This is a genomic window from Gordonia iterans (assembly GCF_002993285.1).
GTDB classification, from domain to species: Bacteria; Actinomycetota; Actinomycetes; order Mycobacteriales; family Mycobacteriaceae; genus Gordonia; species Gordonia iterans.
On record NZ_CP027433.1, the window covers coordinates 3,920,549 to 3,943,991 of the forward strand.

At 68.4% G+C, this 23,443-nt stretch carries 23 protein-coding genes; 14 read left to right on the forward strand and 9 right to left on the reverse strand.

All coding sequences use genetic code 11. The annotated features are described in order from the left end of the window. Nucleotides 1-11: 11 nt before the first annotated feature. From C6V83_RS17740 to mnhG, 6 genes are read left to right on the forward strand one after another with little or no spacing between them, the layout of a single operon-like run. Nucleotides 12-2,921, forward strand: coding sequence for a Na+/H+ antiporter subunit A (locus C6V83_RS17740; protein ID WP_105943529.1), 2,910 nt, complete (start codon nucleotides 12-14; stop codon nucleotides 2,919-2,921). After that, nucleotides 2,918-3,706, forward strand: coding sequence for a Na(+)/H(+) antiporter subunit C (locus C6V83_RS17745; RefSeq protein WP_105943530.1), 789 nt, complete (start codon nucleotides 2,918-2,920; stop codon nucleotides 3,704-3,706). The genes C6V83_RS17740 and C6V83_RS17745 overlap by 4 nt, the downstream gene beginning before the upstream one ends. After that, nucleotides 3,703-5,310: a Na+/H+ antiporter subunit D gene (locus C6V83_RS17750; RefSeq protein ID WP_105943531.1), complete on the forward strand. Its 1,608-nt coding sequence runs from the start codon at nucleotides 3,703-3,705 to the stop codon at nucleotides 5,308-5,310. The genes C6V83_RS17745 and C6V83_RS17750 overlap by 4 nt, the downstream gene beginning before the upstream one ends. Further along, complete coding sequence (locus tag C6V83_RS17755) at nucleotides 5,307-6,107, forward strand: Na+/H+ antiporter subunit E (RefSeq protein ID WP_105943532.1); 801 nt, start codon at nucleotides 5,307-5,309, stop codon at nucleotides 6,105-6,107. The genes C6V83_RS17750 and C6V83_RS17755 overlap by 4 nt, the downstream gene beginning before the upstream one ends. Next, nucleotides 6,104-6,364, forward strand: a complete 261-nt coding sequence (locus C6V83_RS17760) for a monovalent cation/H+ antiporter complex subunit F (protein ID WP_105943533.1) — start codon at nucleotides 6,104-6,106, stop codon at nucleotides 6,362-6,364. The genes C6V83_RS17755 and C6V83_RS17760 overlap by 4 nt, the downstream gene beginning before the upstream one ends. Next, nucleotides 6,361-6,717: a monovalent cation/H(+) antiporter subunit G gene (gene mnhG, locus C6V83_RS17765; protein ID WP_105943534.1), complete on the forward strand. Its 357-nt coding sequence runs from the start codon at nucleotides 6,361-6,363 to the stop codon at nucleotides 6,715-6,717. Before C6V83_RS17760 ends, mnhG begins: the two co-directional genes overlap by 4 nt. 306 nt (nucleotides 6,718-7,023) lie before the next feature. On the opposite strand, the gene C6V83_RS17770 is transcribed toward mnhG, so the two are convergent. The 4 genes from C6V83_RS17770 to C6V83_RS17785 are packed head-to-tail and all read right to left on the reverse strand — an operon-like array spanning nucleotide 7,024 to nucleotide 9,713. After that, nucleotides 7,024-8,154 (reverse strand): glutamate--cysteine ligase, encoded by a 1,131-nt coding sequence (locus C6V83_RS17770; protein WP_105943535.1) that lies wholly within the window; start codon nucleotides 8,152-8,154, stop codon nucleotides 7,024-7,026. A gap of 39 nt (nucleotides 8,155-8,193) precedes the next feature. Further along, the gene (locus C6V83_RS17775) at nucleotides 8,194-8,763 is read right to left on the reverse strand and encodes a hypothetical protein (protein ID WP_105943536.1); all 570 of its coding nucleotides are present in this window, start codon (nucleotides 8,761-8,763) and stop codon (nucleotides 8,194-8,196) included. Nucleotides 8,764-8,819: 56 nt separating this feature from the next. Continuing rightward, the gene (locus C6V83_RS17780; protein ID WP_105943537.1) at nucleotides 8,820-9,341 is read right to left on the reverse strand and encodes a LytR C-terminal domain-containing protein; all 522 of its coding nucleotides are present in this window, start codon (nucleotides 9,339-9,341) and stop codon (nucleotides 8,820-8,822) included. A 57-nt stretch (nucleotides 9,342-9,398) separates the two neighbouring features. After that, nucleotides 9,399-9,713, reverse strand: coding sequence for a DUF3263 domain-containing protein (locus C6V83_RS17785; protein WP_105943538.1), 315 nt, complete (start codon nucleotides 9,711-9,713; stop codon nucleotides 9,399-9,401). 152 nt (nucleotides 9,714-9,865) lie between these two features. Between C6V83_RS17785 and C6V83_RS17790 the strand changes: the two genes are divergently transcribed. The 6 genes from C6V83_RS17790 (at nucleotide 9,866) to C6V83_RS17815 (ending at nucleotide 14,233) form a co-directional block, all read left to right on the forward strand. Continuing rightward, nucleotides 9,866-10,456 carry a peptide deformylase gene (locus tag C6V83_RS17790; protein WP_105943539.1) on the forward strand — a complete coding sequence of 197 codons (591 nt, stop codon included), beginning with the start codon at nucleotides 9,866-9,868 and terminating at the stop codon, nucleotides 10,454-10,456. A 14-nt stretch (nucleotides 10,457-10,470) separates the two neighbouring features. Continuing rightward, a complete protein-coding gene (locus C6V83_RS18430) occupies nucleotides 10,471-11,274 on the forward strand; it encodes a GNAT family N-acetyltransferase, cg3035/Rv0428c family (protein WP_159067559.1) in 804 nt (267 codons plus the stop codon). A gap of 19 nt (nucleotides 11,275-11,293) precedes the next feature. After that, nucleotides 11,294-11,851 (forward strand): ribonuclease domain-containing protein, encoded by a 558-nt coding sequence (locus C6V83_RS18590; protein WP_199832552.1) that lies wholly within the window; start codon nucleotides 11,294-11,296, stop codon nucleotides 11,849-11,851. Next, entirely contained in the window at nucleotides 11,848-12,387 is a 540-nt protein-coding gene (locus C6V83_RS17805) for a barstar family protein (protein ID WP_105943541.1), read from the forward strand. Before C6V83_RS18590 ends, C6V83_RS17805 begins: the two co-directional genes overlap by 4 nt. After that, nucleotides 12,384-13,172 (forward strand): exodeoxyribonuclease III, encoded by a 789-nt coding sequence (locus tag C6V83_RS17810; protein ID WP_105943542.1) that lies wholly within the window; start codon nucleotides 12,384-12,386, stop codon nucleotides 13,170-13,172. Before C6V83_RS17805 ends, C6V83_RS17810 begins: the two co-directional genes overlap by 4 nt. 71 nt (nucleotides 13,173-13,243) lie before the next feature. Beyond that, a complete protein-coding gene (locus tag C6V83_RS17815; protein WP_105943543.1) occupies nucleotides 13,244-14,233 on the forward strand; it encodes an ABC transporter substrate-binding protein in 990 nt (329 codons plus the stop codon). Between the two features lie 53 nt (nucleotides 14,234-14,286). Here the strand turns inward: C6V83_RS17815 and C6V83_RS17820 are convergent, their stop codons facing one another. Beyond that, the gene (locus tag C6V83_RS17820; protein ID WP_159067560.1) at nucleotides 14,287-15,177 is read right to left on the reverse strand and encodes a hypothetical protein; all 891 of its coding nucleotides are present in this window, start codon (nucleotides 15,175-15,177) and stop codon (nucleotides 14,287-14,289) included. A gap of 331 nt (nucleotides 15,178-15,508) precedes the next feature. On the opposite strand from C6V83_RS17820, the gene thiC reads away from it, so the two are divergent. Both thiC and thiD read left to right on the forward strand, forming a co-directional pair. Further along, nucleotides 15,509-17,176, forward strand: coding sequence for a phosphomethylpyrimidine synthase ThiC (gene thiC / locus C6V83_RS17825; protein ID WP_105944057.1), 1,668 nt, complete (start codon nucleotides 15,509-15,511; stop codon nucleotides 17,174-17,176). Between the two features lie 80 nt (nucleotides 17,177-17,256). After that, nucleotides 17,257-18,123, forward strand: a complete 867-nt coding sequence (gene thiD / locus C6V83_RS17830) for a bifunctional hydroxymethylpyrimidine kinase/phosphomethylpyrimidine kinase (RefSeq protein ID WP_105943545.1) — start codon at nucleotides 17,257-17,259, stop codon at nucleotides 18,121-18,123. Nucleotides 18,124-18,153: 30 nt separating this feature from the next. Here the strand turns inward: thiD and C6V83_RS17835 are convergent, their stop codons facing one another. The 4 genes from C6V83_RS17835 to C6V83_RS17850 all read right to left on the reverse strand — a co-directional run bounded on the left by C6V83_RS17835 (nucleotide 18,154) and on the right by C6V83_RS17850 (nucleotide 23,441). After that, a complete protein-coding gene (locus C6V83_RS17835) occupies nucleotides 18,154-19,170 on the reverse strand; it encodes a helix-turn-helix transcriptional regulator (protein WP_159067561.1) in 1,017 nt (338 codons plus the stop codon). Between the two features lie 36 nt (nucleotides 19,171-19,206). Next, on the reverse strand, nucleotides 19,207-19,920 hold the full coding sequence (locus C6V83_RS17840) for a hypothetical protein (RefSeq protein WP_234353798.1): 714 nt from the start codon (nucleotides 19,918-19,920) through the stop codon (nucleotides 19,207-19,209). 172 nt (nucleotides 19,921-20,092) lie between these two features. Then, a complete protein-coding gene (locus C6V83_RS17845) occupies nucleotides 20,093-21,466 on the reverse strand; it encodes a glutamate decarboxylase (protein WP_407646214.1) in 1,374 nt (457 codons plus the stop codon). A gap of 94 nt (nucleotides 21,467-21,560) precedes the next feature. Then, on the reverse strand, nucleotides 21,561-23,441 hold the full coding sequence (locus C6V83_RS17850; RefSeq protein ID WP_105944058.1) for a YhgE/Pip domain-containing protein: 1,881 nt from the start codon (nucleotides 23,439-23,441) through the stop codon (nucleotides 21,561-21,563). Nucleotides 23,442-23,443: the final 2 nt, after the last annotated feature.

Sequence of the window (23,443 nt, forward strand, 5' to 3'; positions counted from 1 at the left end):
CGGAGTGCCTCTTGATCCAGGTCCTGATCGCGCTAGGTATCGGTGCGCTGCTCGCGCCCCCGATCATGCGCGGCCTGGGTACCCGCGGGTTCTATGTGCTGGCCCTGATGCCGCTGAGCGCCCTGATCTGGCTCTTGCTGAACTGGCCGCCGGCCGACCAGCCGATGACGCAGACCGTCTCGTGGGTGCCGAGCCTGCAGATGGACATCGTGCTGCGGATGGACACGCTGTCGGCGATCCTCTCGGTGCTGATCCTGGGTGTCGGCGCACTGGTCCTGGTGTACTGCGCCAACTACTTCGACAAGATGCGCCGGCGCGTCGAGGTGTTCGGCGGCGAACTGGTCGCCTTCGCCGCGGCCATGTTCGGGCTCGTGGTCAGCGACAACATGCTGGTCCTGTACGTGTTCTGGGAAGCGACCACCGTTCTGTCGTTCATGCTGGTCGGCTACTACGCGGTGCGCGCGACGTCGCGTCGAGCCGCGACGCAGGCGCTGCTGGTGACCACTTTCGGCGGCCTGGCCATGCTGGTCGGCATCATCATGCTCGGCGAGCGCACCGGCAGCTACCTGCTGTCGGACCTGATCGCCGATCCGCCGGGCGGGGTCTACTCGGCCATCGCAGTCGGTCTGATCCTGGTCGGCGCACTCACCAAGTCCGCCATCGTCCCGTTCCACTTCTGGCTGCCCGGCGCGATGGCCGCCCCCACCCCGGTCAGCGCGTATCTGCACGCCGCGGCCATGGTCAAGGCCGGCATCTACCTGGTTGCGCGGCTCGCACCGGGATTCCACGAGCAGATCAGCTGGCAGTTGCTCGTCGTCGGCCTGGGCCTGCTCACCATGCTGCTCGGCGGCTGGCGATCGCTCCGCGAACTCGACCTCAAGCTCATTCTGGCCTTCGGCACCGTGTCGCAGCTGGGCTTCATGATGGTGCTCGTCGGCGTGGGCGCGGCCAATGTGGCGATGGCCGGCATCGCCATGGTGATCGCGCACGCGATGTTCAAGGCGAGCCTGTTCATGGTGGTCGGCATCATCGACCACTCCACCGGCACCCGCGACATCCGACGGCTCGCCAGGCTCGGCCACCGGCTGCCCTTCCTGGCCGGCATCGCCGCCGTGGCCGGCGCCTCGATGGCCGGTTTGCCGTTCACCTTCGGCTTCGTGGGCAAGGAGACCGCCTTCGGCGCGATGTGGGACACCGGCGCCTACGCCCCGTGGCTGGCGCACCTGGTGGACGTGGTCCTGCTGCTCGGCTCGATCATCACCTTCGCCTACACCACCCGATTCCTCTGGGGCGCCTTCGGCCGGAAGGTGCGCACCCTGCCCACCCGGCCCGTCGCACAGCTGCACCCGCCGTCGGTCATGTTCCAGGTCCCGTCGCTGCTCCTCGCCGTACTGGGCGTGGTCACCGCCTTCGCCGCCGGATGGATCGGCCACTTCATCGAGCCCTACGCCGAAACGCTGCCCGGCTACGGCGAGGAGCTCGAGCACCTGGCGATGTGGCACGGATTCGGGCTGCCCGTGGTGTTCTCGATCATCGTCGTGGTGGCCGGCGCCGCGCTCTTCCTGATTCTGCGCCGGATCCGCGATCACCTCTTCGACCATCCGCCGCGCCTGAACGCCGACCACGCCTACGACCGGATCCTGCGCGGCGCGGACACCCTGTCGCTGTGGGTCACCCGGAACACCCAGCGCGGCTCCCTGCCGATCACCCAGGGCGTGATCCTCTCGACCACGGTGATCCTGCCGGTCGCGGTCCTGTTCCTCGGCGCCCGTACCGACCTGGAGCTGAACGGTTTCGCCAACGTCGAGCAGGCAGTGATCGGCATCGTCATGGTGGCGGCGGCGATCACCGCCACCATGCTGCGCAACCGCCTGGCCGGAGCCCTGACCGTCGGCATCACCGGCTACGGCTGCGGTGCGCTGTTCGCGATCTACGGCGCGCCCGATCTGGCGCTGACCCAGTTCCTGGTGGAGAGCCTGACCCTGGTGATCTTCGTGCTGGTGCTGCGCAAGCTGGCCTCCGAACCGCAACCGCGGCACAAGACGGGTTTCCGTCCGCTGCGTGCACTGATCGGCATCGCCTTCGGCACCGCCATGGTCCTGGTCGGCCTGTTCGCCGCCGCCGCCCGCTCCGCGCAGCCGCTGTTCGTCGATCTGGGCGAGGCCGCCTACAAATTCGGGCACGGCGGCAACACGGTGAACGTGATCCTGGTCGACATCCGTGCGTGGGACACCCTCGGCGAGGTCTCGGTGCTCATCGTCGCGGCGACCGGCGTGGCCTCGATGGTCTTCCGCAGCCGCCGCTTCGGCGCCGCCCCGCGTGTCACCGACGTCGCCCGCAGCGAAGCCGGGCTGGACGAGGACGACCTGATTCCCGACCGCACCACCTGGCTGCGCGGCAGCGAGCTGGGCAACCCGAAGCACCGTTCGATGGTGCTGGAGGCCACCACCCGCCTGGTGTTCCCGACCCTGGTCGTGGTCTCGCTCTACTTCTTCTTCGCGGGCCACAATGCGCCCGGCGGCGGATTCGCCGGAGGCCTGGTGATGGGTCTGGCCCTCGTGCTCCGCTATCTGGCCGGCGGCCGCTACGAACTCGGCGAGGCACTGCCGGTGGAGGCCGGCACCATCCTCGGCGCCGGGCTGCTGATCTCGGCCACCACCGCCGCCACCTCTCTCGCCCTGGGCGCACCTGCGCTCTCGTCCGCGGTCATCGACCTCACGCTCCCGGTCTTCGGCGAGATCCACCTGGTCACCGCGCTGTTCTTCGACGCAGGCATCTACCTGATCGTCGTCGGCCTGGTGCTCGACGTCCTGCGCAGTCTCGGCGCCCGGCTCGACGTCGCCGACGCGCCGAGCGCCCGCGACACCGTCGCCGACGTGCCGGGCACCTGCACCGTCCCCGCCGAGGAGGCAGCACGATGACCGTGAACCTCGGCCTGCTGGTAGTCGCCGGCGTCCTGGCCGCGTCCGGCGTCTACCTGCTGATGGAACGCAGCCTGGTCCGCATGCTGCTGGGACTGCTGCTGGTGGGCAACAGCATCAACGTCTTGATCATCACGCTCGCCGGCGGACCCGGCAATCCGCCGATCCGGGGGGCCGAATCGGTGGACGCGTCCACCGACGCCGACCCGCTCGCCCAGGCGATGATCCTGACCGCGATCGTCATCACGATGGGCGTGGCCGCGTTCGTGCTCGCTCTGACCTACCGACTGTTCGTCATCAACCGGAAGGACGACGATCTGGAAGACGACTCCGAGGATGTCAAGATCGTCAAGGGCTCGCTCAAGAACTTCCCGGACCGCGACCGCAGCGACGACCCGGAGACGGGCGCGGACACCGTCGCCGGCGACCTGTTCGACGATCGCGGCAACCCGCTGACGCCCGAGGAGTACGCGCAGCGTCACCGCGACGTGATCGAGACGGATCTGATGCCCGAGGACGCCGCGGTGATCGACCGTCTTCCGGAGTTCAGCCCGGACGAGATGCCCGACGAGGACGACGACGAGGACGACGCCGAGGGCGAACCGCCGCAGGAGGCCCAGGCGGAGATCACGCCCGCCGAAGTCCAGCCTGACCCTTCGACTCCGCTCAGGACAGGCCCTTCGACTCCGCTCAGCACACGCGGCGACGCCCACGACATCGCGCCGGACGGCAGCCCGCGGCCCGACGACGTCGACCAGAACGACGAGAAGGGGGACCGGCCGTGATCCCCCAACCCTCTTGGATCTCCGTTCTGATCGTCTTGCCGACGCTGGTTCCCATGCTCGGTGCGGCCCTGACGCTGCTGCGCGGCCGAAGCCCGCGGTTCCAACGCGCCGTGACGGTCGGAGCGATCAGCACCGCGCTGATCGCATCGTCCATGATGCTGTACCTGACCAGCAGGCACGGCCCCTTTGCCGTGAAGATCGGCGGCTGGGGCGACAAGGGCTACCCCAACGGACCGCTGGGCATCACCCTGGTGGTCGACCGTCTCGCCGCCCTCATGCTGGTGGTCTCAACCCTCGTGCTGCTCTGCGTCGTCGTCTACGCGATCGGTCAGGGTATTCGGGACGGGACGACGCAGCAACCCGTGTCGATCTTCCTCCCCTCGTATCTGATCCTGACCGCCGGCGTCTGCAACGCGTTCCTCGCCGGCGACCTGTTCAATCTGTACGTGTCCTTCGAGGTGCTCCTCGCGGCCAGCTTCGTGCTGCTCACCCTGGGCGCCAGCGCCGACCGGGTACGCGCGGGCGCGTCGTACGTGATGGTCTCGATGGTCTCGTCGCTGATCTTCCTGGCCGGCATCGCGTTCGCGTACTCGACCACCGGCACGCTGAACCTCGCCGAGATGGCGGTCCGGCTCGACGACGTTCCCGACGGCACCCGCAACGCCCTGTTCGCGGTGCTGCTGGTGGCCTTCGGCATCAAGGCTGCAGTGTTCCCGCTGTCCACCTGGCTGCCCGACTCGTACCCCACCGCGCCCGCGCCGGTCACCGCGGTGTTCGCCGGCCTGCTGACCAAGGTCGGCGTGTACGCGATCATCCGCGCCACCACCCTGCTGTTCCCGGGCGGCTCCCTGGACAACCTGCTGATGATCGCCGGACTGGCGACCATGCTCGTGGGCATCCTGGGCGCGGTCGCCCAGTCCGACATCAAGCGCCTGCTGTCGTTCACACTGGTGAGCCACATCGGGTACATGATCTTCGGTATCGCCGTCGGTTCGGCGGTCTCGATGTCGGCGGCCATCTACTACGTCGCCCACCACATCCTGGTGCAGACGACCCTGTTCCTGGTGGTCGGCCTGATCGAACGGCAGGCCGGTTCGGCCTCGTTGCGGCGGCTCGGCGGCTTGGTCGCCAGTCCGGTGCTGGCGGCGCTGTTCCTGATCCCCGCGCTCAACCTGGGCGGCATTCCCCCGTTCTCCGGCTTCATCGGCAAGGTGGCGCTGCTCGAGGGCGGCGCCCGGGACGGCTCGGTCCTGGCTTGGCTGCTGGTGGCCGGCAGCGTGGTCACCAGCCTGCTCACGCTGTACGTGGTGGCCCGCGTGTGGACCAAGGCCTTCTGGCGGCCGCGTGCCGACGCCCCGGACGGCGGCATGACCAACAGCACCGCCTCGGCGCTGGTCGAGGAGGGCACCGACGTCGAACTCGCCGATCGCGAGGACGTCGGTCGCATGCCCGTCGCGATGGTCCTGCCGACCACGGCGATGGTGGCCGCGGGCATCGCCCTGACCGTCTGGGCCGGCCCGATCTTCGGCTTCACCGACGACGCCGCGCACGACATCCTCGAACGCGGGCCGTATGTGAGCGCGGTGCTGGGAGACGATGAATGAGCAACACCCCCTACCCGGACAAACCACGGCCCATGCCGGTCGGCAAGCGGGCGATCCCGGCATTCTTCGGCAACCTGTGGCGGATGTCCGTCGTCTATTTCGCCTGGCCGCTGACCATCGCCATCGTGTGGCTGCACGATCACCTCGGAGTCCCGAAGTGGCTCGGCAGCGACCTCCGAGAGTTCCTCGTCCGACTGTGGGGTCTGTTCTGGCTGACCTTCGTCTGGGTACTCCTGTGGGGCAGCATCACCTGGGGCAACGTCGTCATGGGCGTGGTGGTAGGCATCGTGGTGATGGCGGTGCTGCCATTGCCCCGGGTCCCTGTGGAGGGCCGCATCCACCCGATCGCCGCGCTTCACCTGGCGCTGAACCTGATCTGGAACTTCTTCATCTCCTCGGCGCAGGTCGCCTGGGCGGCGATCCGGCCCGGCCCCCCGCCGCTGGGTTGTGTGGTGCGCGTGCATGTGGCCATCAAGTCCGACCTGGTGCTCACGCTGGCCGTCGACTACCTGAATCTGGTGCCCGGCACCATGGTTGTGGAGATCGATCACGTGCACCGCATGCTGTACGTCCACGTCTTCGACGTCCGGACGCAGCGTCAGGTGGACGCGTTCCGCAAGCAGATGGCCTATGTAGAGCGCCAGTTCATCAAAGCCTTCGAGCGCGACAGCGAATGGCATCCGAGTCCGTTCCACGGAATCGACGACGACTACCACCACGTTGCGTACTCGGAGCGGCAGCGCGTCGCCGAAGCCGATCCGACCACCCCGAACCGAGAGGAGCGGTGGAAGCCATGACTACCGTCTGGACCCTGAGCACCGTGATGCTCGCGTCGGCGGTGCTGCTCACGCTGTTCCGCTGCCTGCGCGGGCCGACCACCCTGGACCGGCTCGTGGGCATCGACACCCTGATCGCGCTGACCATCTGCGGTCTCGCGGTCTGGGTGGCCGCCACCTACGACACCACCATCGTTCCGGCCATCGTCGCCCTGTCGCTGGTCAGTTTCATCGGCTCCATCGCGGTGGCCCGCTTCCGGGTGAGGGACGACGAATGATCCGCGACATCGTCTCCGCAGCCTTCATCCTGATCGGCAGCCTGTTGGCGCTGACCGCCGCCATCGGGATCGTCCGCTTCCCGGACACCCTGTCCCGGATGCATGCGGCCACCAAACCCCAGACCTTCGGACTGAGCATGCTCCTGATCGGCGTCCTGATCCGGATCGCCGGCAACCCCGACGGCGGGATGCTGGTGCTCACCGCACTGTTCATGCTGATCACCGCGCCCGTGATCGCGCAGCGTGTGGGCCGTCTGGTCTACCGCGAGCAGCGCAGCGGCGAGGATCTGCTCGACGAGTCGCAGCTCTGCGTCCAGCGCCGGGACGAGGAACGGGCACGCCGCCGCGGCTGACCGTTCAAGGGCATCGTCGACGACGGTATCGCCGATTTCGACTCACTCCGTTCGCCCAACCATCGAACACACGGATTGCTCGACCACCGACTACCACGAGTCAGTCGACCGCCGAACGGCTGCGTGCGCCTCTTCGATGCTCGAACGAGCCAAGCACACCCCTTCGATCGAGCGAGCCAAGCGCACCCCTTCGATGATTGAGCGAGCCAAGCGCACCCCTTCGATGATTGAGCGAGCCAAGCGCACCCCTTCGATGATTGAGCGAGCGCAGCGAGTCGAAATCACCCCCGGACAAGCGACTCGAAATCAGTCGAGCTCGCCGACCACCGAATCGACGACGGCGCGCAGGTCGCCCGCGCGCGCGTGCACGGCCCGCTGGCGCTGATAGCTCGCTCCCCGTTCCACGATAGCGTCGACCGCGGCCAGTTCCTCGGCGCACTGCAGGTCCTCGGCGACCGGCCGGAGCCGGACCAGCAGCTCCGCGAGGTCTTCGGTCACCAGGCGCTCGTCGCACGCAGAATTCTGGATGATGATCGCGTCGAGACCGTACCGGGCGGCCCGCCACTTGTTTTCTTGCACCAGCCAGGGCGCCATCTCAGGCAGTTCCTCGCCGGCGTCCAGGCGACGGCTGAGATCGACGACGAGACAGTGCGTCAGGGCCACCAGGGCCGCGAGCTCCCCGCGGTTCGAGACTCCGTCGCACACCCGCACCTCGATGGTGCCCAGGTGCGGCGACGGCCGGATGTCCCAGCGGATCTCGTTCAGGTGATCGATGATGCCGGTGGTCTTCTGGTCGTGGACGAAGGCTTCGAACTCGGGCCACGTCCGGAATTGGAAGGGCAGTCCGGCCGTGGGCAGTTGCTGGAACATCATGGCGCGGTTGCTGGCGTAGCCGGTCTCCTGGCCGCCCCACATCGGAGAACTCGCCGACAGGGCCAGCAGGTGCGGATAGAACTGCAGCAGGCTGTCCAGGATCGGCAGCACCTTGTCGCGATGGTCGATGCCCACGTGCACGTGCACGCCCCAGATCAGCATCTGCCGACCCCACCACTGGGTGCGCTCGATGAGCTCGGCGTACCGGTGCCCTTCGGTCAGTTGCTGCGCCGACCATTCGGCGAACGGATGGGTGCCGGCACCGTACAGATCGATCCCGAGTTCGTCGGTCAGCACTCGCACCTGCCCGAGGGTGCGTCCCAGGTCGTCCATCGCCTCGGCGGTGGTGGTGCAGATGCCGGTGACCAGCTCGACGGTGTTGCGCAGCAACTCTTTGTGGATGCGATCGGCGCGCCCGATGCCGCGCGCGGTGATCAGATCGAAGAGCGGCGCGGCGGCGTTGACCAGATCACGGGAGTCGCGATCGACCAGTGCGAGCTCCCACTCCACGCCGAGGGTCGGCGTCGGCGACGCCCGGAATTCGATCGGCTCGATCCCCGTCACGGCGAGACCGGTGTTCTCGTGCGAATCCAGGCCGCGGGATCAGTTGGCGGTGATCAGGCCGCAGGCGACGGGCTCGGCGCCGTCCGCGGAGCCGGCGTTGCCCGACGAGGTGATGACCAGCGTCTTCTCGTTCAGCGCGCCGACCTGAACCTCGACCGTCTGATTGGCCGAGCCCTCGCCGTGGTCGTTGATCGCGATGCCCGGCAGGTTTCCGGCCGGAATCACGCTGGCGGTACCGCCGCCGAAGCAGTCCTTGGTGTTGCGGATCTCCACCTTGTGCGGCCCCTTCTCCAGTCCGGTGACCCGCACGTTCAGCTTGGTGCCGCCCCGCGTCTGGACAAAGCTGCCGGCACCGGCGACCTTGCCGTCGGCGTCGACCAAGGTGAAGGTGCCCACTGCACCGGACGGCTCGGCCGGGATGTCGTCGGCATTGACCAGTTCGCCCGGGATCGCCTGGTTGCCGGTGACGACCGGCGGGGTGGTGCCCTTCTCGCTGGTCGGGTGCTCGTCCGGCGTGCAGGCCGTCAGGGCCACTCCGGCCAGGCCGGCGGCGGCGAACGCAGCGAGGGCACGCTTGGTCGAGACACCGTAGGTGAGGCGGGCGGTCATGTCGGCTCCTTCGGCAGGGTTTTTGCTTGGGCTGGATCAGGTGTGGCGGTCGGTGCTCAGCGGCTCACGACGACGACGGCGAGTTCGCCGGGGCAGCGGGTGAACGCCGCGGGCCGCGCGTAGGGCTCGGCGCCGCCGGGCACAGCCTCGGCGACCTTCTCGGCGGCCTCTTCCTCGCCCTCACCGTAGAACACGGTGTTCTCGGTGACGCTGCTGGTCGAGAGGTTGCCCGGCGCGGTGCCGATCGCGAATCCGGCTTCGGCGAGCGCATCGGAGACCTCGTTCGCCAGTCCGGTGACGGTACCGGCGTTGAGGACGCAGACCTTCGGGCCGTCAGCGGCCGCGGCCGACGAGGGCGCCGAACTCGGGGACGAGGTCGCAGGGCTGCCGTCGGTCCCGCTGGTGGCAGCGGTGGTCTGGGCGCTCTGGCCTGCCTGCTTGAGCTTCTCCTGGGCCGACTCGTCGCCGCTGGTGGCAGCCGAATGCCAGCCGAGGCCAATGAACACGATGGCAACGGCGAGCAGCAGCATGGCGCCGGCGCGCAGCGGCAGGCGATTGGTTTCGCGGTCAGCTTTCATCACGGCAACTCTAACCCACGCGCCCGGCTGGGCCGCGCCGAGTGGGGCGCAAGCCTCTCAGGTGATCTCGAAACCCAGGCGGCGGGCCGCGCGCGCCTTCTGCCGCGAGGCCCGCAACCGGCGCAGTCGCTTCACCAGCATCGGGTCGGCGGCGAGCGCCTCCGGGCGGTCCACGAGTGCGTTGAGGATCTGGTAGTAGCGGGTCGACGACAGCCCGAAGAGCTCTTTGATGGCGTCCTCTTTGGAGCCGGAGTACTTCCACCACTGCCGTTCGAAGGCGAGGATGTCGTGCTCGCGGCGGGTCAGGCCATCGGCGCCGACCTCGTGCGGATCGGGCTGGGCCGACTGCTGTGCAGCGGAGCCGTTCGACACCGGTGGATCCCTTCCTCGTGGTCGCGGGTACGCCGTCGTGCCTCACAGACGGAGGTGAATGACAGCGGTGTGGTTCGCTGAGTATCTAATCACGACTCGACCCGCACCGGCGCGGGGACTCACCGGCGAGCCGGGCAGTAGAGTCTGTATTCATGGCGATTCTTCCCATCTGCATCGTCGGCGAGCCCGTGCTGCATCAGCCGACCGCCCCGGTCGAACTCGACGACGCCGGGCGACCGTCCGCCGAGATCGTCCAATTGCTCGACGACATGTACGAGACGATGGACGCGGCGAACGGGGTCGGCCTCGCGGCGAATCAGGTCGGCCACGGGCTGCGCATGTTCGTCTACGACTGCCCGGACGGCCCGGAGCGGCGGCGCGGCGAAGTGATCAACCCGGTGCTGACCACTTCGGAGATCCCGGAGACCATGCCCGACCCGGACACCAACGACGAGGGCTGCCTCTCGGTACCGGGCGAGGGCTTCCCGACCGGACGCGCCGACTGGGCCAAGGTGACGGGCACCGATCGCGACGGCAATCCGATCGAGATCGAGGGCCACGGCTTCTTTGCGCGCATGCTGCAGCACGAGACCGGTCACCTCGACGGCTTCCTGTATGTCGACGTGCTGGTCGGCCGCAACGCCCGCGCCGCGAAGAAGGCGATCAAGCGCAACGGCTGGGGCACACCGGGACTCACCTGGCTGCCCGGGTCGGTGGCCGATCCGTTCGGGCACGACGACTGACGAGCGGCACGGGCATGGATCCTCTCCCCGGCGACCGCATCGTGGTCCGCTACCGGCTCGGAGCGGGCGGTCCCGCCGACTGGCGGACGGCGCCGGGCGCGCAGCGAGCGGGCCGCGACGCGGCCGCCCCCGACCCCGCGCTCGTCCATTCGCCCGCCCTGTCCGATGTCACCGGATTCCTGATCGAGCGGAACGACGACGAACTGCTCGTCGAGCGCGACGGCGCGCGTGAGCGGATCCCGGCCGCAGCGATCACCTCTCTTCGCCGCCTATCGGCTACGCCGGTGCGCAATTCGGAGATCCGGGCGCTCGAGCGTGCCCTGACCGAGGCGACGCCCGCCGCAGAACGGGTAGAGCTGGACGGCTGGATCCTGTCCGCGAGCCCGGATGCAGCCGAAGTGACCCGGCCCGCTCGCTCCGCACCCGCCGCCGAAATGACCCGGCCCGCTCGCTCCGCTCCCGGCGCCGAATCGACCCGGCCCGCTCGCTCCGCTCCCGGCGCCGAATACGCACCGCGTGCGAACGCCGCCGTCCCACTGGCGTTCGGAGCGAGCCCTGCCGCACTGACCGCCATCACTGCCTGGTACCTCGATCGGGGGCTGCCCGCGCGGGTCGTCGTTCCCGAACGGCTGCTGCGGATCGCCGACGTGACCGGGAGCGGTCCCGGCACGGAGTACGAGGTACTCGTCGACCCGACCGGGGACGCAGCCGAGGTGCCCGGCGCCGACCGCGCCGAACGGCTGCGGCTGCGCTCGAACGCCTATCGGCTGCACCACACGTTCGCCGTCGTCGACCTGGACCAGGCGGCCGGCGCCTGATCGCTTACCGTGAACGACGATGAACGCCTCCTCTGACTCGGCCTCACCCGCGAGCCGGCGCGCACTGCGGACGGCCGCCGGCACGGCGGCGCTGATCGTCGTCGTGGCGCTGCTCTGGTGGCTGGGCTCGGGATCGAACGCGAATCGGGCCGACCCCGCCGCCTCGCCGCCGCACTCGCAGAGCGTCGACCTCGCGCCGTCGGCCGAGTCCCCGTCGTCTCCGGCCGCGACCTCCACGCCGTCGCACTCGGTGCGCGTCGCACCCTCCGCGAGGCCGCGCTCACCGGCCCCCGAGCGGGTGCTGCGCACGCTTGCCCTGATCGACGCCGACCGCTGGCCTGCGGCGGCGAACGCCCCGGGCACGCAGGGCGGCCGCACCTTCGGCAATCGCGAGGGACTGCTGCCGCGCACCGGAGCAGACGGGCGGCAGCTCCGTTTCCAGGAATGGGACGTCAATCCCAAGAAGCCCGGCCGGGGCCGGGATGCCGAACGCATCGTCACCGCCGACGACGGCAGCGCCTGGTACACCTTGGACCACTACCGCAGCTTCGTCCGGATCAGGGGGCCCTCGCAATGATCGTCGACCTGGACGCCTTTCTCCGCGCGACGGCTACCGGCGGACCGGCTGTCGCCTTGACCGCCGATCCGGTCGCCGCGCATCTGAGGCCGGACATCGACCACGGCATCGTCGTCCGCCGTCTCGACGGCTCGGCCATGCGCACGCTGGACGGCATGTACGCGCAGTACGCCCGGGCGTGGGACTTCCCCAACTACTTCTGGCACGGCGGCGACTCGTTCAACGACTGCATCGGCGATCTCGACGACGGCCGCCACCACACCGCGACCGGTGCTCGCGCAGCCGGGTTCCTCACCGTCGTCACGCACGGTGAGGACTTCCTCGCCGACGCCGACCCCGACGACTTCACTTGGATCGCCCGAGCTCAGGACGAATGGCGAGAGCAATACGCGACGGTCGACGCGTACGGCGCCGATCGGCCGGTCCCGGTCGCGTTCGGCCTGCTGCTGCAGACCGGTGCCACCGATCTCGATCTCGTCCGGCGGCGCTGGTCGGCCGCTGGAGCCCGGATCACCGAAGTCGGAGGCGCCGCATGAGACTGGCCACCTGGAACGTCAACTCCATCCGCGCCCGATCCGAGCAGGTCGTGGCGTGGATGAGCCGGCATGCCATCGACGTGCTCGCGTTGCAGGAGACCAAGTGCCGAGACGACCAGTTCCCGCTGATGAGTTTCCTCGCCGAAGGCTACGACGTCGCGATGTGCGGCGACGGCGGTTACAACGGCGTCGCGATCGCCTCGCGAGTGGGCCTCGATGATGTCCACCACGGGTTCGACGGTGAGCCCGCGCCGGAGGGAAGCGGACGCCCGGAGGCCCGCGCGATCTCGGCCACCTGCGCGGGCGTGCGGGTATGGAGCCTGTACGTCCCCAACGGGCGCGGTCCTGCGGACCCGCACTATCGCTACAAACTGGACTGGCTGGACCGGCTCGCCGGCGTGACCCGGCTGGAGCTGGGCCACGATCCGGCCGCGCAGATCGTGCTCGCCGGCGACTGGAACGTCGCACCCACCGACGACGACGTGTGGGATCGCGCGTATTTCGAGGGCCGGACCCACGTGACCGCGCCCGAACGCGCCGCGTTCACCGAGTTCACGGACGCAGGTTTCGTCGACAGCGCGGCCCCGTTCACGCCGGGGCCCGGCGTGTACACGTTCTGGGACTACACGGCCGGACGCTTCGCCAAGAACGAGGGTATGCGGATCGACTTCGCACTCTGCTCCCCCGCGATGGACGACCGCGTCCACGATGCCTTCATCGACCGTGAGGCGCGTGCCGCGGCCGGCGCCAGCGACCACGCGCCCCTCGTGCTCGACATCTCGTAACGCCGGCGGTGGTCCGTTTCCGTGACCGCCAGGTTGGATTAACTAAGGTAAGCCTGCGTTATGGTGTTCGCATGACACCGAGCTTCATCCGACGCCTCACCGCGCTCCTGGCCCTGCTGGCCGCGCTGATCCTCGCGATCACCGCCTGCAGCGCTCCCGACGAGGACGGCTCGGGAGAAGGCGGACCCGTGCAGGTGAACACCCCGCAGGGACCGGTCGTCATTCCCAGCACTCCCAAGCGCATCGTCACCCTCGGCTCGCAGTGGATCGACACCGCGCTCGCCTTCGGTGTGACTCCGGTGGCGTATCTGGATCAGACCCAGGTCCTGACCAAAGAGGCCGCACCCTGGGTGGGCGACAAGCTGGAACGGTCCACCTCGCTCTCGATGGACGGCCTGGTCGCCGAGATCGCGAAGGCGAAGCCCGATGTGATCCTCGCCGAGGGTTACATGGCGACGGCACAACCGGAGATGTATTCCAAGATCAAGGAGATCGCTCCGACGATTCCGGGCGTCACCGGCAAGCAGGTGGATCCGTGGCAGGATCTGGTGACCCTGTTCGGCACCATCACCCACCAGAACGAGAAGGCCAAGCAGATCACCGAGTCGGTGAACGGCAAGATCGGCCAGGTGACCAAAGACCTGCCGGGCCTCAAGGACAAGTCCTACGCGCTGGCGTACATGTTCTCCAGCGATCAGATCCAGGTGATGGCCGATCCGACCGACGGCGCGGGCGTCCTCTTCGGCCAGTTCGGCATGAAGGTGGCCCCGCGGATCACCGCCGAGTACGCGAAGACCCGGCAGCCGCGCTTTCCGATCTCCACCGAGAACGTCCCCGTGCTCGAGTCCGATTTTATGGCGATCACCACGGGCAACGACGCCATGCAGCGCGAGCTGCTGAAGCTGCCGGGGTACAAGAACCTCACCTCGGTGAAGAACGGTGCCGTCAGTCATCTCTCGCTCGCCGAGATCACCGGCCTCAACCAGCCGACGCCGCTGTCGATTCCGTACCTGCTCGAGCAGATGCGCCCGCAGCTCGAGCGCGCCGCCCAGACCACGTAGCCGCCCGCCGGCCCCCGGCCGGAGGTGTCACCGGCCCGAGCCGGTCGGCAGGCTCAACGCAGATTGCAGGAGAGTTGCGCGAAGGCAGCCAGCTCGCACACCGACTTGTTGCTCAGCTTCCAGCGCCCGTCTTTCCAGACGAAGCGCATGGTCAGGTAGTTCGACTGGTAGCCGGGCGCGTACAGCTCCAGACGTGCGGTCGCGGTGGCGCCGTTCTGCTGCACCGGGCCGACCAGCTTGTAGCCCATACCCATCGGCTCGAACTGCTTCCCGTAGTTGAGGACCCGAGTCATCACGGCAGCGGCGGGCGCACCGCCCTCGAGCACCTGCCCCTTCTGCTGGTTCGAGGCGCCGCTGCGCAGCAGCGCCAGATCCTGCTGGAACTGCGCGAGGGTGGGCGCAGTCGGCTGGCCGGCCGCCGGACTCGACGACGCGGCGGGCGCCGCAGGTGCCGCGGGAGCGGCGGGCACGTCGGTGGCGGCCGGAACGTCGGGCGCAGGCGCGGCCGGATCGTCTGCGGGCGCCGCCGGAGCGGGTGCGACGGGCGCCGCGGGTGCCGTCGGTTGCGTCGCGGCTCCGAGGTTGACCACAGTCGGCGTCTGCTGAGATCCGTTGGTGCGCGAGGCATCCGACATCATCAGACCGACCATGCCGATCGCCAGGACGATCGCCGAGATGATCGCTGCGACACCGGCGGCCGCGAGCACGGTGGGCCAGTTGACTCCGCCGCGCGCCTGATCGTCGTCGTCGTCCGCGGCCGGAGCATCCACCGGTGCGGCATATCCGGGGACGGCCGAGTCGTCCTGATAGTCGGCGGGCTCCTCGCTGTACGCGACCGGGTACTCCTCGTACTCCTGGTAGGCGTCCGGCGCGCCGGGCTCACTCGCACCGGCGCCGTCGGCGGGCTGGACCGGTACCGCGTCGGTCTTGTCATCGTCGTACATGACGGACATTCAAGCAGTTCAAGGCAGGTAAGTCTAGCCTTACAACCACTGTATGGGACGGATCACCGCGGTCATCTCACCGGTCCCGGATAGTGCGGCGACCACACCCCACTCCGTCGGGAGCGGCGTGGCGCACACCGACTCCCCCGCGCCGCGCCCGCGAATGCTCTAGGGTTGAGAACGCACATCACACACACGGGGGCTCTCACGACACCGAGGGCTGAGAGGGCGACGGGCGGTCGCCGACCGCACGAACCTGTCCGGGTAATGCCGGCGTAGGGAGCTTCTCTTGAGCATCGATCTGTCTTCTGCTGTCCGTTCGACCTCCGACATGTCGTCCGGCGACGTCACCCGCGGTCCGATCGAGGGCAGCACCAAGCACTACCTGCACGACGCGCACCTGCGCATCCCGCAGCGTCGCGTGCACCTGACCAACGGCGACCACCTCGATCTGTACGACACCTCGGGTCCGTACACCGACGACGACGCGGAGATCGACCTCCATCGCGGTTTGGCGCCGACTCGCGCCTCCTGGCGGCGACCCGAGCCCGTCGACACCGAGGCCGGCCACCCCGCCGCCACCCAGCTGGCGTGGGCGCGTGCCGGGCTGGTCACCGATGAGATGCGCTTCATCGCCGCCCGCGAGGGCTGCGACCCCGAACTGGTGCGCAGCGAGGTGGCCGCCGGCCGCGCGGTGATCCCGGCCAACCACCGGCACCCCGAGTCCGAACCGATGATCATCGGCAAGGCGTTCGCGGTGAAGGTCAACGCGAACATCGGAAACTCAGCCGTCACCTCCTCCATCGCCGAAGAGGTGGAGAAGATGGTGTGGGCCACCCGGTGGGGTGCCGACACGATCATGGACCTGAGCACCGGCAAGGACATCCACCTGACCCGCGAATGGATCATGCGGAACTCGCCGGTGCCGGTCGGCACGGTGCCGATGTACCAGGCGCTGGAGAAGGTCAAGGGTGATCCGGCCGCGCTCACCTGGGAGATCTACCGCGACACCGTCCTCGAACAGGCCGAGCAGGGCGTCGACTACATGACCGTCCACGCCGGCGTTCTGCTGCGCTACGTCCCGTTGACCGCCAAGCGCGTCACCGGCATCGTCTCGCGGGGCGGCTCGATCATGGCGGCCTGGTGCCTGGCCCACCACACCGAGTCGTTCCTGTACACGCATTTCGACGAGCTCTGCGAGATCTTCGCCCGCTACGACATCACGTTCTCGCTGGGTGACGGCCTGCGGCCGGGCTCGATCGCCGACGCGAACGACGACGCCCAGTTCGCCGAGCTCAGGACGCTCGGCGAACTGACCAAGATCGCCAAGTCGCACGGCGTGCAGGTGATGATCGAAGGCCCCGGCCACGTGCCGATGCACAAGATCGCCGAGAACGTCCGCCTCGAAGAGGAACTCTGCGAAGAGGCCCCGTTCTACACGCTCGGACCGCTGGCCACCGACATCGCACCCGCCTACGACCACATCACCTCGGCCATCGGCGCGGCGATGATCGCCCAGGCCGGCACCGCGATGCTCTGCTATGTGACTCCGAAGGAGCACCTCGGCCTGCCGAACCGGGACGACGTGAAGGTCGGCGTGATCACCTACAAGATCGCGGCCCATTCGGCCGACCTGGCCAAAGGGCACCCCCGGGCGCAGGAGCGCGACGACGCTCTCTCCAAGGCGCGCTTCGAGTTCCGCTGGACCGACCAGTTCAACCTCGCATTGGACCCGGACACCGCGCGGGAGTACCACGACGAGACGCTTCCGGCGGAACCCGCGAAGACCGCACACTTCTGTTCGATGTGCGGTCCCAAGTTCTGCTCGATGCGGATCTCCGCGGACGTCCGGGCGTACGCGGAGGAGAACGGCCTGGTGACTCAGGACGACATCGACGCCAAGCTCCGCGCGGACATGGAGGCCAAGTCCGTCGAGTTCCGTCGCTCCGGCGGCGAGGTGTATCTGCCCCTGGAGGCGGTCGACAGGACGGCTCCGTGACCGCGGAGCATCGCCCCCCGAGCCCCGACCTCCGCTCCTCGAGCCCCGAACCCCGCTCCTCGAGCCCCGAACCCCGCTCCTTGAGCCCCGTCGAAAGGAACCCCGGTGAACCGCCCGCCCGCGTGCTGACGGTCGCCGGCTCGGACTCCGGCGGCGGCGCCGGCATCGAAGCCGACCTGCGCACCTTCGCCCTCACGGGGGTGCACGGCTGCGTGGCCGTGACCGCGGTGACCGTACAGAACTCCGTCGGCGTCACCGGTTTTCAGGAGATCACCCCGGAGGTGGTCGCCGCGCAGATCGACGCAGTGGCGTCCGACATCGGTGCCGACGCCTGCAAGACCGGCATGCTGGCCTCCACCCCGATCATCGAGGCCGTCGGGGCCGCCTTCGACGCAGCCGGGATCGGGCACGGCGCCGACCGGGGCGAGTCGCTGATTCCCCTGGTCGTCGATCCCGTGTGCGCGTCGATGCACGGCGACTCGCTGCTCGCCGACGAAGCGCGCGGCACCCTGGTCGACGTCCTGTTCCCCCGCGCGACCCTGGTGACGCCCAATCTCGACGAGGTACGCCTGCTGACCGGGATCGAGGTGACCGACCGGGCCGGCCAGGAGGCCGCGGCCCGCGAACTCCACCGGCTCGGGGCGCAATGGGCGCTGGTGAAGGGCGGGCACCTGCGCGGCAGCGACCGCAGCCCCGACCTGCTGTTCGACGGCGCCGAGTTCTACGCTTTCGATGCTCCGCGGGTGGACACCCCGCACGATCACGGTGCCGGCGACACGCTCGCCGCGGCAGCGGCGTCGGCGCTCGCGCACGGACGCACCGTGCCGGAGGCGGTGGCGTTCGCCAAGGCCTGGGTCACCCGCTGCCTCGAAGACGCCTACCCGCTCGGATCCGGACACGGCCCGGTCAGCCCGCTCTGGCGGCTGCGGGCCGCGCCCGCAGTCTGATCTCCCGGCGCCCGTGCGGGGTGGCCGACCCTACGAGCCTGTCTCCAGGTCAGAGAGCGCCACCCCGGCGTCGTTCCGTCCGTTGAGCAACTGCAGCCGGTACTCGCTCGGTCCGATTCCCATCTTTTCGCGGAAACGCTTGCGGAACGTGGCGACCGAACCGAATCCGGCCCGCCGCGCCACCGTGCCGACCGAAACCCGCGGGTCGGCACGCAGCATGTCCAGCGCCGCCCGCGCGCGGCGGTCGGCGATCCGGGAGGCCAGCGACGGGCCGTCACCCTCGAAGTAGCGGTAGACCTGGCGCCGCGACAGGTACAGTTCTGACGCGATCGCGTCGACGCCGAAATCCGGATACGAGTACTTTCGCTCGATCAGGTCGAGTACGGCCGCCCGCACCAGGAGCGGGTTGTCCGGCTCCGCGCTGTGCTCCCGATCCATCTCCTCGAGCACGGCGTTCAGCACCTCCACCAGCGCCAGCTCCGCATCCCCGGACTCGGGCGCCAGACCGGTCGCGACCGGCACCGCGAACGACGTCAGATAGGCCGCAGCAGATCGGGCCAGCAGGCTGCCCAGCACGATCGGGCGTGGACTCTCGACGATCGCCGCGCGCCAGCGGCTCACCAGCCGCCACGGAATGAGCACGCCCACCGCGTCGCACGGCGTGTCGTCGATGCGAGGGAGACGGGTGGCGCTTCCGGTCAGAATGAGGTCACCGGGCCGGTAGGGCACGGTGAGATCCGCACTGCCGCCTGCCCCGTGGCTCAGGTAGGTCCCGAACACCACTTCGTCGCCCGTCCAGAGATCGGCCCACCCGGTGGACACCGGCGCCGGACTCCCGAGCATGGCGAACACGGATGTCAGCGTCGACTGCCGCCGACAGTACCGGTACAGCTCGTAGTTCCCGCCGGCACCGGCCTGCGGACCGCGCAGCCTGGGCGCTCTTGCCCCTGCCCCGTGTATCGGTGGTTCCTCCACGACGTCGCCGGCGATCCGGCTGAGCCGTGCCTGCCACGACTTCACTGTCTCGTCCCCGATCAATGCCCCCACAGTTACTGCTCCTTCTCCCCTGTTGTGTTGTTCGGGTTACCCGTTCGCGACGTCGTCGGCGGATCCGCCGCGCCTCTGCCTGGTGCTTCCGGCCACCGTCCCCACCTTCTCGGCACCCCCGATGTCCTGGCGCTTGTTCCACGGCATCGACTGCAATGCGATCGCCGACGAGATCAGGAAGCACAGTGCACCGATGAACGTCCCCCAGTTCGCCATTCCGGCGTCGACCGCGCTGCCGTCCTTGTTGATGAAGGACCCGATCGCGGCCACGCCGAAGGCGATGCAGCCGAGCAGATTGATCTGGCCGGACCAGAAGTCGGGCTCACGTCCCGCCCAGAACGAGTTGCCCGCCCGCACGAACGCCAGAATCACGAAGCCACCACTGATCAGGAAGGCGACCGACCCCCCGGCATCCGGATTCCAGACCAGTTGTTGCTCGCCCTTCACGGTTCGGGCCATCAGGGCAGCGGTGGTACTGACGTTGAAGAGCAGCGTCCCGAAGAACTGTGTCGAACCGGCGAGCCACTCGGCGCGGAACATCTGGCCAGGTGCATAATCCACCTTGACCGTCATCGGACCGCTCCGAACCAACTGCACCAGTGCGGCGCCGGTGAAGAACCAGGCACCGATGAAGTAGCTCAGGTTCGCGGCGTTGGCACCCGCCCAGTCGGAGAAGCCGGGCGCCGACCCCAGCGCGAACAGCGCCGAGCCGATGATGAATCCCCAGCACTGCTTTCCCAGTGTGGGCATCAGAATCCGGCTCGCCCTCCCCAAGACGGCCTCGTCTGCCCGATCCAGCTCATGATTCCCGTGCACCGCGCTCCTCCCGCGTCCGTGTGCCCGCCCGGGAGTGCGGGGCGCCGCCTGCCTGACGACGCCCCGCTCTCCCGGCAACCCGCTCAATCCGTGTGTGCGCCGATGCTCAGTGGTGGAACGACGCGGTGCGCTCCTCGTGCGGCATCGGGCCGTCGAGCTTCTCCAGGAACGCCACCTCGGTCTTCATGTCGTTCAGCAGAAGGGTCGCCAGGTCGTGGCTGAGTCCGTTGCGCACGACGATGCGCTGCAGCGTCATGTCGCCCAGGTCGTCGGCCATCGGGTATGCCGGAACCTGCCATCCCTTCATACGGAGACGGTCCTCGAGGTCGTACAGCGTCCAGTTCGGGCTGGCGCCTTCCTTCAGCGTCCACGCGAACACCGGGATGGTGTCTCCCTTGGTGACCAGTTCGAACGGCCCCATCTCGGCGATCGCGCTCGACAGGTACTGGGCGACGTCCAGGCAGTTCTGCTGAATGGCGCGGTAGCCCTCGCGGCCCAGACGCAGGAACTGGTAGTACTGCAGCAGCACCTGCGCGCCCGGGCGCGAGAAGTTCAGCGCGAGGGTCGGCAGATCGCCGCCGAGATACGCGCAGTGGAAGACCATGCTGTCGGGCAGCCGCTCGTTGTCGCGCCAGACCACCCAGCCGACGCCCGGGTACACGAGTCCGAACTTGTGGCCCGAGGTGCTGATCGACGCGACGCGCGGAACCCGGAAGTCCCACTCGAGCTCCGGCTGGCAGAAGGGTGCGATGAACGCGCCGGAAGCACCGTCGACGTGGATCTTCACGTCCAGGCCAGTCTTCTCCTGGATCTCGTCGAGCTTGGCCGAGATCTCCTTGACCGGCTCGTAGGCGCCGGTGAAAGTCTGGCCCATGATCGCCACGACGCCGATGGTGTTCTCATCGACGTACTTCTCCAGGTCGTGGCCGTCGAGCCACAGGTGCTCCTTGTCGACCGGAACCCAGCGCGGCTCCACCTCGAAGTAGTTCGTGAACTTCTCCCAGCACACCTGCACGGCGGTCGAGAGCACGATGTTCGGCTTCTCGATCGACTTGCCCTCCGCCTTGCGCTTCTCCTGCCAGTGGCGCTTGAGGGCGAGCCCGCCGAGCATGCAGGCCTCCGACGAACCGATCGTCGACGTGCCGATGGTGTCCTCGGGGTTCGGGACGTGCCAGAGGTTGCCGAGCATCCGCCAGCAGCGGTCTTCGATCGCCGCGGTGGCCGGGTACTCGTCCTTGTCGATCATGTTCTTGTCGACGGTCTGGGCGTAGAGGAGCTTGGCCTCCTTGTCCATGTACGTGGTCACGAACGTCGCGAGGTTCAGTCGCGCGTTGCCGTCGAGCATCGCCTGATCGTGAACGATCTGGTAGGCGGTCGCCGCAGGCAGCAGACCGTCGGCGAACTCGTTGCGCGGCAGCAACGTCTTTTCTCCGGACTGAGTGAAGACCGGCACCTCGATGGGATCGTTGTTCACAGCCATTGCGTTCTCCATTCGTAGAGAGATTTCTTCAGGTTCTTTCCGGCCCCCCGGCCGCGCTCTGTTGCGTCTCGATTCGGCGCGCTAATCGTCCAGATCAGACCTCCACCGGCGGATACAGCCGATCCATGTTGTATTGCCTGTTCCGATGTGCGGCCCAGATCGAGATGGCGAGGAAGACGACGATCAGGGCGACGAGCACGGCGATCGAGGTCCACAGGCGCGAATCGATTCCACCCACGGTCAGCTGTCGCAGCCCGTTGACCGTGTAGGTCATCGGATCCACGTAGTGGATGTACTGGAACGGCTTCGCGGTGGTCTGCGGCGGATAGATGCCGCCGGCCGAGGTGAGCATGACCATCAGGAACGCAAGGGTGACGACCCGTCCCGTCGACGGCCCGAGCACCGCGTTGAACATCTGGATCATCGCCATGAACATGGCGACCATCAGCACCATGAATCCGAACGTCGCCCACGGATACACCGGCCGCAGGCCGACGGCGAACACGGTCACCAGATACAGGATCGCTGCCTGCAGGATGCCGATGGCCAGCGTCGGTGCGAACGACGCGAGCACCACCCGGAACGAGTTCAGGCCGTGCGCGATCGGGCGCGCCTGCAGCGGGGTGAACAGCATCCACGCGATGATGCTGCCGACGAAGAGTGCCAGTCCGAAGAAGAAGGGCGCGAAGCCGGTGCCGAAGTTCGGGGCCTCGTTCTCGACCCGTTCGCTCAGGGTGACCGGGTCGGACAGGACCTTCGCCAACTGCGCCTGCTGCTCCGGAGTCCAGTCGGGCAGTGCCTGGGCACCTTCGGCAAGACCGGCGGCGAGCTGATCGGCGCCGGTGCTGAGTTCGCCGAGGCCGTCGGCCAGTTGCGCGGTGCCGTCGCTGAGCTGCGTAACGGCGCCGCGCACCATCTCCAGATCGGTCACCAGACCGCCCGAGGAGAAGAGCGTCAGCACCGTCCGCAACGGGCTGTTCGGATTGTCGAGCTGCTGCGCGAGTAGCGCGGAATCCTGCTGCGCCGCCTTCAGATCGCTGTGCGAGTCCGGCCCCAGACCCTGCGCGGCGAGCACCTGCACCACCGGATCGAGGGCGGGGGCCAGCGCCCGCACCGTGGGATCGGGATGATGCCGCAGCTGATTCTGGAGCGTCACGACGGCCTGGTATGCCCGTGACTGCACCGTGGTCGCCGCGCCCAGCCCCTGATTGATCCGGTCCAGCGTGCGGCCGAGCCGATCCGCCGTGGCATTCACCTCGGCGGCGCTGGGCCCCTGGCCCTGGTGCCGCTGAGCAGCACTGAGCAGCGGATCGGTGGCTTCCATGACGCCCCCGGCAAGCTGCTGCACGCCGTCGTTCAATTCGTCGGCACCGCCCTTGGCCTGCTGCAGACCTGCGGCGAGTTCACCGGCGCCGTCGGCGGCCTCGGTGACCTTGGCCAGCATCGGATCGAGCTGCTCGAACACCACGTCGAAGGTCTGGGCCCCGACCTGCGCGCCGACCATGTTGACCACCTGCTCGGCGGCGCTCTGTCCGATGATCGTGGCCAGGTAGTTGTTCGCGTCGTTGTAGCTGAAGACGAGCGGAGCGGACTTCGCGTCACCGCTGGTCGGCGAGGTGAGACGCTCGCTGAAGTCTGTGGGCAGGGTGATCGTGAAGTAGTACTTGCCGTGGGCCAGTCCGGAGGCGGCGTCGTCGGGCGAGACCAGGTGCAAATCGAGCTGCTTGGACTCGATCAGGCCGTCGACCACGTCCTTGCCCGCGGTGAGGCGTTGGCCGTCGACGTCGGCGCCCTTGTCGGAGTTGACGATCGCGACCGGAATCTTGTCGACCGCGCCGAACGGATTCCAGAACGCCCAGAGATACAGTGCGCCGTAAAGGAGCGGCATGACAAGAATGACGCACAACGCCAGTCGGGGCATGCGTCCTCGGTAGTAGCGCTTGAAATCGCTGCCGGGCGAGAACGCGGCGAGCATCT